12 protein-coding genes are annotated in these 12,514 nt (G+C 68.0%); 7 read left to right on the top strand and 5 right to left on the bottom strand.

Annotation, left to right across the window (positions count from 1 at the left end; all coding sequences use genetic code 11):
* Nucleotides 1–7 precede the first annotated feature (7 nt).
* Nucleotides 8–469, bottom strand: coding sequence for a tripartite tricarboxylate transporter TctB family protein (locus MED15_RS02105; RefSeq protein WP_112669133.1), 462 nt, complete (start codon nucleotides 467–469; stop codon nucleotides 8–10).
* 1 nt (nucleotide 470) lies between these two features.
* The gene (locus MED15_RS02110) at nucleotides 471–1,493 is read right to left on the bottom strand and encodes a tripartite tricarboxylate transporter substrate-binding protein (protein ID WP_112734663.1); all 1,023 of its coding nucleotides are present in this window, start codon (nucleotides 1,491–1,493) and stop codon (nucleotides 471–473) included.
* Between the two features lie 144 nt (nucleotides 1,494–1,637).
* Here MED15_RS02110 and MED15_RS02115 point away from each other — a divergent pair, with 144 nt between their 5' ends.
* The gene (locus MED15_RS02115; RefSeq protein WP_112734664.1) at nucleotides 1,638–2,321 is read left to right on the top strand and encodes a response regulator transcription factor; all 684 of its coding nucleotides are present in this window, start codon (nucleotides 1,638–1,640) and stop codon (nucleotides 2,319–2,321) included.
* A gap of 4 nt (nucleotides 2,322–2,325) precedes the next feature.
* Nucleotides 2,326–3,747, top strand: a complete 1,422-nt coding sequence (locus MED15_RS02120; RefSeq protein WP_112734665.1) for a sensor histidine kinase — start codon at nucleotides 2,326–2,328, stop codon at nucleotides 3,745–3,747.
* Nucleotides 3,748–3,759: 12 nt separating this feature from the next.
* Here MED15_RS02120 and MED15_RS02125 read toward each other — a convergent pair whose 3' ends face one another.
* Nucleotides 3,760–4,704 carry a TAXI family TRAP transporter solute-binding subunit gene (locus MED15_RS02125; protein WP_112734666.1) on the bottom strand — a complete coding sequence of 315 codons (945 nt, stop codon included), beginning with the start codon at nucleotides 4,702–4,704 and terminating at the stop codon, nucleotides 3,760–3,762.
* A 227-nt stretch (nucleotides 4,705–4,931) separates the two neighbouring features.
* Between MED15_RS02125 and MED15_RS02130 the strand changes: the two genes are divergently transcribed.
* Genes MED15_RS02130 through MED15_RS02145 form a run of 4 tightly spaced genes read left to right on the top strand, consistent with a single transcriptional unit; the run spans nucleotide 4,932 to nucleotide 7,017 of the window.
* Nucleotides 4,932–5,330 carry a YbaB/EbfC family DNA-binding protein gene (locus tag MED15_RS02130; RefSeq protein WP_112734667.1) on the top strand — a complete coding sequence of 133 codons (399 nt, stop codon included), beginning with the start codon at nucleotides 4,932–4,934 and terminating at the stop codon, nucleotides 5,328–5,330.
* Entirely contained in the window at nucleotides 5,317–5,661 is a 345-nt protein-coding gene (locus MED15_RS02135; protein WP_112734668.1) for a type VII secretion target, read from the top strand. The genes MED15_RS02130 and MED15_RS02135 overlap by 14 nt, the downstream gene beginning before the upstream one ends.
* Complete coding sequence (locus MED15_RS33970) at nucleotides 5,658–6,818, top strand: WXG100 family type VII secretion target (protein WP_244220331.1); 1,161 nt, start codon at nucleotides 5,658–5,660, stop codon at nucleotides 6,816–6,818. The genes MED15_RS02135 and MED15_RS33970 overlap by 4 nt, the downstream gene beginning before the upstream one ends.
* A gap of 1 nt (nucleotide 6,819) precedes the next feature.
* On the top strand, nucleotides 6,820–7,017 hold the full coding sequence (locus MED15_RS02145) for a DUF4926 domain-containing protein (RefSeq protein ID WP_112734669.1): 198 nt from the start codon (nucleotides 6,820–6,822) through the stop codon (nucleotides 7,015–7,017).
* Nucleotides 7,018–7,081: 64 nt separating this feature from the next.
* Here the strand turns inward: MED15_RS02145 and MED15_RS33975 are convergent, their stop codons facing one another.
* The gene (locus MED15_RS33975; RefSeq protein ID WP_112734925.1) at nucleotides 7,082–7,282 is read right to left on the bottom strand and encodes a hypothetical protein; all 201 of its coding nucleotides are present in this window, start codon (nucleotides 7,280–7,282) and stop codon (nucleotides 7,082–7,084) included.
* A 237-nt stretch (nucleotides 7,283–7,519) separates the two neighbouring features.
* Here MED15_RS33975 and MED15_RS02155 point away from each other — a divergent pair, with 237 nt between their 5' ends.
* Nucleotides 7,520–10,900, top strand: coding sequence for a DEAD/DEAH box helicase (locus MED15_RS02155; protein WP_146766671.1), 3,381 nt, complete (start codon nucleotides 7,520–7,522; stop codon nucleotides 10,898–10,900).
* Here the strand turns inward: MED15_RS02155 and MED15_RS02160 are convergent.
* Entirely contained in the window at nucleotides 10,854–12,506 is a 1,653-nt protein-coding gene (locus tag MED15_RS02160; protein ID WP_112698144.1) for an Hsp70 family protein, read from the bottom strand. The genes MED15_RS02155 and MED15_RS02160 overlap by 47 nt on opposite strands.
* Nucleotides 12,507–12,514 lie beyond the last annotated feature (8 nt).

Raw genomic sequence — 12,514 nt, forward strand, 5'->3', positions numbered from 1 at the left:
TGCCGCGTCAGAGGCCCAGCCAGGGGCCCCACAGCGGGATCCGCAGCTGAAGTCCGACGACGAAGATGAGCGTGCTGGCCACTGTCAGCCCGGCGGCCACTGCCACCGCCGTGAGCAGCCGTACGCGGGCGCTGGCCAGGGTGGTGAGCAGTGCGGTCACCGCCGTGGTCGGTACGAACCCGAGTCGCCGGATGGTGAACCCGAAGAACAGGACCGCGAGCACGATGACGGCGACCGCCCGCCACGGGACCGGCCCGAACGAGATCACCTCACCGGCGATGAGCCCCTTGCCGGCGATCGCCAGGCCCAGGGCGACCACGGCCGCGCCGACCAGCAGCGGGAAGGCGCCCGGGCCCATCCGTGTCGGGGTGCCCAGCTCGTAGCCGAGCGCCCCCACCACGAATGCGCCACCGATCAGGACGAAGATCCCCCCGGCGAGGACGTCCGGGAACGACCGACGGCGCTCCACCTCAGGAGACCTTGACCCCGGAGTCGGCAATGATCTTCGCCCAGGTGCCGAGCTGCTCGTCGAGCTTCGCCCGGTGCGCGTCCGGTGTCGCGTCCTGGGCCGGGACCGGCGCGGTGCCCAGCTTGGCCATCTGGTCGATGACCCCCTGGTCGGCGAGTGCCACCTTCAACGCCTCGGAGAGTTTCTGGACGATCTCCGGCGGCGTGTCGGCCGGAACGTAGAGGCCGTGCCACACGCTGACCTTCAGCTGCGGCAACCCGGCCTCGGTGGTGGTGGGCAGGTCGGGAAGGCTCTTCACCCGCTCGGGCGTGGTGACCGCGTACGCCTTCACCTTTCCCGCGGCGATCTGGCCGCTGGTGTTTGTCGTCTGGTCGCACATGAAGTCGACCTGGCCGCCGACGAGGTCGGTCAGCGCGGGACCGGTGCCCTGGTACGGCACCTCCTGGAGCTTCACACCGGTGGTGCTCTGGAACAGCAGGCCGCACAGGTGCGACGCGGCGCCGATACCGGCGTTGGCCAGCGTGACCTTGCTGGCGTTGGCCTTCACGTGGGTCACCAGGTCCTGGAGCGTCGCGGGCGCGAAGTCCTTACGAGCGACGATCGTCATCGGCACCTCGGTGACGAGCCCGACCGTCTCGAAGTCCTCCAGGGGCTTGTAGCCCAGGCTCTTGTAGAGGGCGGGCGCCGTCGACATGCCGATGTGGTGCATGAGCACTGTGTAGCCGTCCGGCCTGGCCCGCGCGACATCGCCGGCGCCGACAGTGCCGCCGGCACCCTCGACGTTCTGGACGACGATCTTGCCGCCGAGCTTCGCGGCCATCGGCCCGGCGATCATCCGGGTGACAGTGTCCGTCGGGCCACCCGCGCTGAACGGCACGACGATCGTGATGTTCTCGTCCGGGTAGTTCGCGGCGTCCCCTCCGCCGGCGGCACCCCCGTTACCCGAACAGGCGGCGGCGAGCGAGACGACACCGATCGCGGCGATCATCCGCGCGGTGGCCCGGTACCTGCTGGTCGTTCGCATACGGCGACCTCCCCATCAACGCATGGACATCCCTCGGCAAGTTGGTGGCCCCCAGTCTGGGCTGGTCGGGGCCCGGATGGTGTCAGAAAAATCCCAAGAACCGGGCCGGCACGAGCACCGATCCGGGCCGTACACTTCGCCGGTATGCGGATAACCGTCATCGAGGATGACGACCGCGTGGCGCGGGGTCTGGTGACAGTCCTGACCCAGGCGGGCTTCGAGGTTCACCGCGTCGCCACCGCCGCGGAAGCCGAGCGCGCCGCGCCGTCCGACGTGGTCCTCGTCGACCTGGGTCTCCCCGACGGCGACGGGCTCGATGTGATCCGCAAACTGCGTGACCAGCCGCAGACCGCAGTCATCGCGGTGACCGCGCGGTCCGAGGAGCACGAGCGGGTCCGTGGCCTGCGCGCCGGCGCCGACGACTACATCGTCAAACCGTTCGGCATCCCCGAGTTGCTCGCCCGGATCGACGCCGTCCTGCGGCGCACCCGGGCCGCTCGCGCGCTCGGCCAGACCGACGAGCCACTCGTCCTCGGCCCGATGCGGATCGGCGTCGGCACCCGCGAGGTCACCGTCGACGGCGCGCTCGTGCCGTTGACCCGCAAGGAGTTCGAACTGCTCCTGCTCCTGGCCCGGCGGGCACCCAACGTGGTCAGCCGTGACGTCATCCTCGACCAGATCTGGGGCGCGACCTGGGAATCGTCGAGCCGCACCCTGGACACCCACATCGCGGCGTTGCGGCACAAGCTGGGGCCCGACGTGGTCATTCGGACTGTCCACGGCGTCGGCTATCGGCTGATGGCCGACCAGCCGGAGCTGATCGGCTGACCGCGTGCACCGCCGGCTGCTCGTCGTCCTGGTCCCCCTCGCGGTGCTGCTCGTCGCGGCGCTCGGGGTGCCGCTCAGCATCACCGTTGCCGAACGCGAGATGCAGGAGACGTACGTCAACCGGCTGGGCGACGTCGGCCGGTTCGCCTCACTGGCCGAGACCGCGCTGTCGACCGGCCGGACCGAGGCGTTACAGCAGGAGCTGACGCGCTACCACGAGCTCTACGGCATCCCGGTCGCGCTGATTGACACGTCGGGCGCGGTGCTGCTCGGACCGGCCGATCCGTACCAGAAGGCGGCGCGCGCCGAGGCGGCGTTGCCGCGGATCGTGACCGCCGCGCTTGCCGGCGCGCGCTCCGAACCGTCCTGGGAGTGGGCACCGTGGGACGACTCCGCACTCGTCGTGGCGGAGCCGGTCGGCCGGGACAGTGAGGTCGTCGGTGCCGTCGTGACCATCTCCGACCTGTCCCGGACGCGCGAGCTCATCCTCGTACGCTGGGCCCGGCTGGCCGGGCTCGGGCTGCTGCCGTTGCTCGCGCTGACGGCCGTCGCCTGGCCGGTGTCGGCGTGGGTGCTGCGGCCGGTGCGGAAACTCGACGCGGCGACCTCGCGGATCTCCGAGGGCGACCTGACCATCCGCGCCGACGCCGAGGCCGGCCCCATCGAGCTGCGGCGGCTGGCACGATCGTTCAACACGATGATGGACGCCGTCGAGAACGCGGCCCAACGACAGCGGGCCTTCGTCTCCGACGCGTCACACCAGCTACGCAACCCGCTGACCAGCCTCCGGCTCGCCGTGGAGAGCCTCGCACCACACCTGCGGTCCGACGGCGGCGGGCAGCAGGTGTACGACGTCGCCGTCGACGAGCTGAAGGCGATGCAGCGGTTGCTGAACTCGCTGCAGGCCAGCGCGCGGATGGAGAGCCTGCGCACGGCGTCGCCGGTGGACCTCGACGAGGTGCTCGCGACCCGGGTGGACCGGTGGCGGGCCCTGACGGCCACGGCCGGGCAGACCCTGACTGTCGACGTACCCCCTGGGTTGCGGTTACTGGAGCCGCCGGGCGGCCTGGGCAGCATCCTGGACGAACTGATCAGCAACGCGTTGCGGCTGTCCGACGCGCAGGTCGTAGAGGTCACCGCGCAGGTCGTCTCCGCTGGTCCGGGCACCGTCACGGTCGCCGTTCGCGACGACGGCCAGGGCATCGACGTGTCCGAGCGGGCCCAGGCGGTGCAACGGTTCTGGCGCTCACCTCGGCACCAGAACGTGTCCGGGACCGGCCTGGGCCTGGCGATCTGCGCCGACCTCATCGGGGCGGCCGGCGGTGAGCTGCGGCTGGAGGAGGGCCTGCCGCGTCCGGACGGCTCCGGGCACGGGCTGGCCGCGGTGGTGGTGTTGCCGGTCGCTCCCGCGTCCGCGCCGGTCTGACGACCACCGGGCTCAGCGTTTGCGGTCGCGGAACCAGGCCGCCGCACCCGGATGCAGCGGAACCGACGCGGTGGAGATTCCGGTACGCACGTTGATCTGCCACGCCTCCGGAAGGTCCTCGCCACCGTCACGACCAGCGGAGGTGATCGCCCCGGTGTGCCGGAAGACAGTGTCGGTGATGGCGTAGACCAGGTCGTCAGGCAGGTCATCGCGCGCGAGCAGCACGTTCGGCACGGCGACCGTGCGCGTCGCCGGGACGCCGGCGTAGGCGGCCGCGTGGATCATCGCCGGGGCGTAGGGACCCGGGTACGCAGTGAAGAGCCCATCCGCCTGCGCGTCCAACGGAATCAACCGGATCGGGTGCCGCTGCGCCAACTCGGTGATGGCGGGCGTCGGAACGCCGGTCAGGGAGAACATCGCGTCGATCGTGCCGTCGCGCAGCGCCCCCGCCGACCCGGCCTGGCTGAGGTTCCAGGCGTCGGCTTTGAGCGGGCCGAGCTGCAGGACCCGCCGCGACGTGAACTCGGTGCCCGAGTCGTGCGCCCCGAGAGACACCCGCTTGCCCTCAAGATCCCGAAACTCGTCGATCGCCGAACCGGCCATCACCACGAGATGCAGATGACTGTCGTAGAGCCGGCAGATCGCCGACAGTCCCCCGGGCGCGCTGCCGTCACTGGTGATCAGCGCGTCCAGGCTGGTCAGCCCCAGATGCACCTCGCCGGCCCGCAGCATCCGAATGTTGTCGGTGGACGCCCCGCTCGGCACTGTCGTCACAGTGGCACCCGGGACCTGCTCGGAGATGTGCTCGGCCAACGCCCCGCCGATCCGCCGGTAGACCGCCCCCGCCGGCCCGGTAGCCAGTCGCAGGTGGACCTCGTCCGCCTCGGGCCGCCGTGAACAGCCAACGAGCAGCCCGCCGGCGGCCAGCAGCACCGCCCGCCGACTGAACCGCGTCATGCCGAGATGATACGGACGCCGCCCCCTGCTGCGCCGATCTTGCAGTTTCGGTCGTCGTTATGCGGGATTCTGCGTCATTCGTCGCGACAGAAAGTGCAAGATCGCGCGGAGGGGGTCCGGTCTTGCCGACCATCCTGAGGGGGCATGCACGCAGCGTCGTCGGTTGATAGCGTGCCGGTGATGTCGCGCCGGTTGCCGCCGGCAGTGGTCCCCTGGGGAGGGTCGACATGTGGGCGGACGACGCTGCGCTCGACGCGGCGGAGCGCCGGCTCGACGAGTGGGAGAAGTCGCTCACCGAGCGGGCGGCGCGAGCGAAAACGCTGTCGGCGACGATGCGGGATCTGGCCGGCACCGCCCACAACGCGGACCGGACTGTCGGCGTCACAGTCGACTCGGCCGGCCTGCTGATCGACCTACGGCTCGACGAGCGCATCCGGCAACAACCCGCCGCGCACACCGCTCGGCAGATCCTGGAGACCACCAGTGCCGCGCGCGCCGACCTGCTCCGACAGGTCGGCGACGCAGTCACGGATTCATTGGGCGACGACGCGAGCGCCCAGGCCATCATCGACTCGTACCGCAGCCGGCTCCTCCCCGACCAGGGATCGAACGATGCCCGCCGGTGACGGCATCCAGGTCGACCCGGACGACCTGACCGCCCACGCCGCACGCCTCGATCGCTGTGCCAGCAGTCTCGACACCGCCCAGCAGGCAGGCCAGCACGTCCGGCTGGGCGCCGACGCCTACGGACAGCTCTGCGCGATGATGCCGGTGCTGCTCGACGGTCTCCAGCGAACCCTGGTCGACGGCATCGGAGCCGCCGCCGCGTCGGTACGGGACACCGCCGGCAAGCTGCGGGTCGGAGCCGACCGCTACCGAAGCTCCGACGCCCATGCCAAACAACTGCTCGACGGGGTGCGGCAGCGCCAGCTCGATGAGGCGCGGCAGCGCCGGTGACGTCGAACCCGCTCGTCACCGCCACTGCGGATACCCCGCCCAGCGCCTGGGCGGGCGTGTGGATCTGCGAGGACATCGAACTCATCGCCCAGGGCGTCCGGACCGGCAGTTGGATCGACGGCAGCCTCGGCGTGGTGAGCGCCGGCCTGGACGCTCTCGCTTTCGTCTCCGACCCGGTCGGCGCCCTGCTCCAGTACGGGATCGCCTGGCTCATCGAACACGTCAAACCGCTCAGCGAGGCGCTGGACTGGCTCGCCGGCGACCCAGCGCAGATCACCGCACACGCCCAGACCTGGCGCAACGTCGCCGGGTCGCTCCGCGACGACGCCGCCGAACTGGCACGCGCCGTCCGCACCGACATCGCAGGCTGGGACGGCAGTGCCGGACCCGCCTACCGAGCCTGGGCCAACGAACAGCGACAGGCCATCACCGGGCTCGCCCAGGGCGCCGACACCATGGCCGCGATCACCGAAGGCGCCGCCGGCCTGGTGGCCGCCGTCCGACTCCTGGTCCGCGACGCCATCGCCACCTGCGTGTCCCGGATCATCGTGTACGCGGGAGAACTCCTCATCACCGGCGGACTGGCCGCGCCGCTGGTGGTGGAGCAGGTCACGACCTTGGTGGCGTCGTGGGGGGCGCGGATTGCGCGGTTGTTGCGAGGGCTGTTGGCCAGCCTGCGACGGCTGATTCCGGAGATGCGTCGGCTCGGCGACCTCATCGAGAGGCTCAAGCAGGCACTTGGGCGACTCCAGAAGCAGCCGCCCACCCCACAGAAGCCAGATGGCCCCGAGCCCACGAAGATTCCGGGCGATCCCGGCCGACCGGACTTCACCAAGGCCGAGATCGACGCACGGAAGATCACCGCCTACGCCATGAACCCGGACCACCCTGTTGGCAAGAACAAGTACCGCGTCATCAACTCCACCACCGGCCTCGGGCCGGACGACGCCGACGTGATCATGCAGCAGATCCGCGAAGGCGTCGTCGCTGGCACGCCTTTGCTGGGCAAGGCCGACGAGTTCGGCCAGCGGTGGAACGTCGACCTACCCCTGAACGGGCCGGGTGGCACGGTCGTCGTCCGCACAGCCTGGATACTGGAGAATGGGTCCTCCTCACCGCGAATGGTGACCATCTCGTTCCCGCCCAAGGAAGGGTGACATGTTGGAGCTGTACGACGTGGTTGAGCTCCGCGAAGCCATTCCGGGAGAACAACTGCCAGCCGGGGCAGTCGGAACCGTCGTTCATATATTCAACGACCCCTCGACTGCCTACGAGGTCGAATTCGCCGACGCCGACGGCCGCACCATCGCCATGGTCACGCTCCGGGCGGAGCAGGTAGTACGCCGAGACGGGTAGTTGGTCGGTTCGTCACGTACCGTCGCAGATCGCGATCATGCTGCACCAGCCTCGAGACGCCGGGTCAGCGGCGTAGGCAGCGGGAGCAGGCGCCGTCGTGGCCGTCGCGGAGGAGGCAGCGCCCACGCATCCGCCGATCGCAGAAGACTCGGCGCCGGACGAGCCGATGGTCTTCTTCGGAGACGGTGGTCTCCCCCAGATCGGTCGTCGGTGGCACCAGCATCCAACGCCCGGTGACCCGGGTCAGGCGTTGCCCGGCAGCCAGGTCGGGGCGGCGGCGGGAACGAGGGCAGCTTTGCCGAGAGGTGGGCTTACAAAACGGCCGCCGCTGCAAGGCCCGGACCACTTGCCGTCCTTGGGAACCGGGGGAAGGTCTTCTCCCTCAAGCGGAGTCTCTGGACCAACGGTGGAGCGCCTTCTGGACGACCGGGCCGTTACACGGGCAATCCTCTCCAGCAGGATCGGGGGACTCTGCGCATACGGGTAGGACGGGGGACAAGCCGTGCCCGACGACGACCTTCGGTATGAGCCGCCACAGCACGGATATGACTGGTTGGCTCGACTGCAGCCGGCCTCCTGCCTCGTCGTCGGTCAGATACCCGAACATCATCGCGACATCGTCAGCACCATCGCGGGTGACGTCCGCGGATCCTCCGCTAGTCCGCTCACAGGACTACTCCACTGCGGCGCCTATGCCTTCAATCGAACCGGCTCCTGGCACGCGATGGTGGTGGCAACCGGTAGGCCACCAACGGATGCAGCGAGTGACCGGCGGAGATACGCCGAGGACGGCCATCTCGTGACGGCCGGGGCGGTCTACGACACGTTGTGGGTGGGTGCAGATCCATTCGCTGGTCGAGCGAAGTTCAACCGTGGGGACATGGTGCGCACCCGGGGCGGCGCCCGAAGCGTGGGGCGCGTGAACGAGGTCCTACCAGCGGCCGGGAGCTACCAGTACCAGGTCGACATGCACGGCGACATCAAACGCTACAGCGAGGAGGCACTCGTCCTTGTCGAGGGCGACCCGCGTGATCCTGCTTTCTGGCTGTCCCAAGCTCCCGTCGGCGCGAAGGGTCTGTCGCTGACGCTGACCTGGACGAAGCTGCGTCACCCGCTCACCGACACCCTCTACTCGTTCGCATCCAGCAAGACAGTCTTCCGGCCGTACCAGTTCAAGCCGGTCTTGAAAGTTCTCACCGCATCCTCGGGACGCCTTCTGATCGCGGACGAGGTCGGCCTCGGTAAGACGATCGAGGCTGGCCTCATCTGGAGCGAGCTTGAACAGCGGTCGCGACTTGAGCGGGTCCTCGTCGTGTCCCCCGCTGTACTGACGCTCAAGTGGAAGACCGAGATGGGGCGCCGGTTCGACCGCCCACTCGAGATACTTCGACCCCGCGACCTGGCGGACTTCGCGGACAGGCTCGCGAACGGCGACGAGCCAAACCTCCAGGGCGTCGTTTCCCTCGAGTCGCTGCGCTCGGCCGACGCTGTTCTCGAGAAGCTCAACGATCTTCATCCGCGCTTCGACCTGGTCATCATCGATGAGGCGCACTATCTGCGGAACAGCGACAGCAAGTCACACGCCCTGGGGCGATTGCTGGCGGACTGGTCCGACTACCTGATCTTCCTCTCCGCCACGCCACTCAACCTTGGCAACAAGGATCTCTTCAATCTGATGAATCTCCTCGACGAGGGGCATTTCGGCGACCATGCGATCTTCGAAGCGCAGCTTGAGCCCAATCAGATTTTGAACGGAGTAGCGCGGTCACTACTGGAGGAAGGTCGGCGGACACCCCGAAAGCTGGTACGTCAACTCGCCGAGCTCGACGCTCTCCAATTCGGGTCGACCGTCACCGATCGCCCCGATTACCAACTGCTCCGCAGTCTGTTCGACGTCGACGGGCCACTCACCCACGATGAGGTTGCCCGGGCACGTCGGTTGCTCGCCGACCTGAACGTCCTTGGCAGCGTGTTGACCCGGACCCGCAAGGCGGACGTGCCTGATCGGAAAGCCGTACGGGATCCTCGGAATATCGACGTGGAGTGGACGACCGAGGAGCAGAACTATTATGACTCGGTCTATGCCTGGTACATGAGCCGGGCCTTGGAGATGAACACCCCGCCAGGCTTCGCCATGCAAATGCCGCTACGCCAGGCGGCGAGCTGCATCCCGGCCTCGCAAGAGCTCATGCGGGAGCGCAACCCGGAGCTCTTCCGGCAGGAGGTCGACGACAGCGAGGAGGAGATCAGTGGGGATCTGACCGGCCTGCTCGACCTACCGACGCTCGCGCGTCCGGTACCGGTGGACAGCAAGTACGAGCAGCTCCTGGCCGAACTGCGCAAGGTGCGCGGGGCGGAACTACGGCAGGTGATGATCTTTTCGTTCTTCCGGCGCACGCTCTCCTACCTGGCTGGCCGCCTTGGGAAGCACTTCAGCGTGCGGGTTATGCACGGCGGTGTGCCAATGGCTGACCGAGAAAAGATTATGCGGGAGTTCCGCGACGGCCGTTTCGAGATTCTCCTGCTCAGTGAGGTCGGCTCGGAAGGTCTCGACTTCGAGTTCTGTAATGTCCTGGTCAATTACGACCTGCCCTGGAACCCCATGCGCGTGGAACAGCGCATCGGCCGACTCGATCGTTTCGGTCAGGAGCACGAGAAGATCTTCATCTACAACATGCGCGTGCCTGGAACGATCGAGACGGACATCTTCCAGCGACTCTACGATCGGATCGGCGTGTTCGAGAATTCTATCGGCGAACTCGAACCCATCCTGCGCGACCAGCTCGGCGACATCACCAAACGACTGCTTGACCCCAGACTCGACATGGCAGGCCGTCGGCGCGAAATCGACCGGATCGAGGTCGCCATTCAACAGCGCTCCCATGAGACCGACGAACTGCGTGCTTCTCAAGCGCAGCTTTCCGGACTCGATGGGCTGATTGTCGAGGGCCTCACCGAGACGGGGCCAGGCAACGGCCGCTTCATCGGCCCAGCAGAGGTTCAGCGGATGCTCGATGAACTTTTCGATCGGGTTGGGGGCCGCCGCCGCAAGCCGAACAAGAGCGGCATTTTCTCGATCATTGGGTCCAGCGAGTTGGCTGAGCGGCTGCGCTCAAGCCGGGTGGGCGACGGCGGGAGCAAGCACAGTCGATCCAAGCTCGCGGCTCTTCTGCAGAGCGAGACTCCGCTGGAGTGCACGTTCCAGCCGGAGGCAGCCAGCAAGTACGACGTCGAACTCCTCTCTGGCCGGCACCCGCTCGTCAAGCTCGCGCTTGAGGTGTTGAACGACGAGACGCTGGCGCTGCCGCGGTTTGGATCGATGGCCGTACCGGCACTCCCGGCGGGTAAGAGGTATCTGGTCATGTTGGACCTTGCTGAAACGTCAGGGCTCCGGCCACTGCTCGAATTGTGGGCGACGGCGATCGACCTTGGCACGCGTCGTCCAAACCCCGAAGTTGGGGACCTTGTACTCACCGCCCTGGCCGAAGGCAGACTCCGGGACGGCACGCCGACGCCGCCTGACGAACTGTCTGAGGTGTGGCGCCAGGCGCAGGAGCATCTCGCCGTTCGGCATCGGGACACCGAGCGGACCCGGCGGCAGGAGAACGCCGCTCTTGTCGAGGGACGAATCCTGGCCCGACAGGGATCGCTGGACATTCAGATTCAGAAGACCCAAGAGCTGCTCGCGCGACTGCGTGTCGACGGGCGCGGGCCGACCATCGTCCGGCTGTACGAGGGGCGGCTCCGCAATCTTCGTGCGCGCCGCGCCGAGATCCGTTACGAACTGGCCAGCCGTCAAGAGCTGGAGATCTCGCTGACCGCCGTGGCCATCGCACTCATCGAATCGGCGGAGCCCACTCCTTCTCCATGTACCAGGGAGTAGGAGGCGTGGGTGCCGACTCCTCGGCACTGCGCAGCACCAGTTGCGCATGGTCGCGACCGCGGATCACCGGCCACCGGTCGACCCGCATCTGAATCCTGCTACCCGACCCGTGCTGGATGAGGATTCGCCCGTCGCAGTAGAGCTTGAAGATCATCTTGTGGCCGAAGTTCAGCCTCAATCCGTCCATGACCTGACCGTCAAACTTCAGGCCGAGCGGCTCCCCGCTGGTGGCGCGAACGCGGAGCCGGCCAATGCCCTGCTGCGGGCCTGGGAAGGCTCGGTCGCGACGTTCATATCCGAGATTGGACTGACCGGTGAGCACCTGCCATGGCTCGTAGAACGGGGTGTACGCCGCGTACAAGATTTCTTGCCGTACCTGACCGCCCTCTTCCCACTCGACGACGAAGTCGAACCCGGGGCGGTGCAGGTTGAGCCGCTCGTAGCTGGCGGTATCGGCCAGCCCTGCAACAATCGCCTCGTCGGGCTGCACTCCGGCGTTGTCGAATACCTGGGCGTTCGGGAACAGCGCGCCAATGCGCCGCTCCACATACGGGATGCGACTCATTCCCCCGGCAAGCAGCACGTAGTCGATGTCGCCGCTCAGCTCCGCCGGCCCCATCGCGCGTAGCTCAGACGGCGACCGGCTGCCACGTTCAGTCAGCTGAGCGGCCCGCAGCGCAGCCCAAACCAGCTGCTCCGCATTGTCCATCTGCTCCCGAAATGCCTCCTCCAACTGCTCCCGGCTGTAGGTCAAGACCGGCATATGCCCGATCTGTCGAGAGGGCAGCACAATGCGGTGTTCAGGCAGGCGGGAAAGACTGACCTTGGCGTCGCGGGCGGCGCGGAGGACAAGCGCTCGCAGCAGTTCCGGGTGCCGCAGGGCCTCCAAGTCGACGCCCCGCGCGCCCAGGCCCTCAAGGAGATCCCGTGCTATCGCATGGTCGAGCGCGTCGCCGGCGTACGCGGTGCCGAGTGCCGTCAGCACTGAGATCTCGGGGTGGGCGCCGCCCACCACGTCGAGGACCGCGATGTCGAGGGTGCCGCCGCCCATGTCGAACACGAGCAGGCGGCCCTCCGGTCGCTCACCGTGCGCGAGGAATCGGTGGGTCACCCAGGCGATGCCGGCAGCGATCGGTTCGTCGACAAGAGCCGAATCGTCTACCGGCAGGCCTGCCTTCGCGGCCAGGTCAAGCAGGCGTTGCCGTTGCGGCCCATCCCACATGGCCGGACAACCCAGCCGAAACTCGCGATCGGCGGTTAGCGGCTCGCCCGCCCTGGCGGCCCGTTCACCGATCTCGGCAAGAAGGGCGATCATGACGTCATCGGCGGACACAGTTTGCAACCCGCCGGGGCCGGGCAACGAGACCGTCTCCTGGTTGTCGGTGATCGCTCGCTTAATGGACCGGATCACCTGGTCGCTCGGAAGCGCGTCGGCGTCCTCTCCGACCAGCAACGTTTCACCACGGTAGCCCGCCAGGGAGGGAAACCATCGGGTCGTACGGCCCAGCGGCGCGATCTCCACGGGGCGGCGACCCGCCCGGGTGGCCACCAAAGACGTGGACGTGCCGAAATCGACCCCGACGGCGTGGCCGTGGGCTCCCCCCATGAGCGCTC

Origin of the sequence: Micromonospora noduli (assembly GCF_003264475.1) — a bacterium.
GTDB classification, from domain to species: Bacteria; Actinomycetota; Actinomycetes; order Mycobacteriales; family Micromonosporaceae; genus Micromonospora; species Micromonospora noduli.

Coding starts and splice junctions, on each gene's coding strand:
- MED15_RS02110 (WP_112734663.1), bottom strand. CDS start 1,493: ATGCGAACGACCAGCAGGTACCGGGCCACCGCGCGGATGATCGCCGCG.
- MED15_RS02160 (WP_112698144.1), bottom strand. CDS start 12,506: ATGGGGGGAGCCCACGGCCACGCCGTCGGGGTCGATTTCGGCACGTCC.
- MED15_RS02135 (WP_112734668.1), top strand. CDS start 5,317: ATGCCCGCCGGTGACGGCATCCAGGTCGACCCGGACGACCTGACCGCC.
- MED15_RS02115 (WP_112734664.1), top strand. CDS start 1,638: ATGCGGATAACCGTCATCGAGGATGACGACCGCGTGGCGCGGGGTCTG.
- MED15_RS02130 (WP_112734667.1), top strand. CDS start 4,932: ATGTGGGCGGACGACGCTGCGCTCGACGCGGCGGAGCGCCGGCTCGAC.
- MED15_RS02125 (WP_112734666.1), bottom strand. CDS start 4,704: ATGACGCGGTTCAGTCGGCGGGCGGTGCTGCTGGCCGCCGGCGGGCTG.
- MED15_RS02145 (WP_112734669.1), top strand. CDS start 6,820: ATGTTGGAGCTGTACGACGTGGTTGAGCTCCGCGAAGCCATTCCGGGA.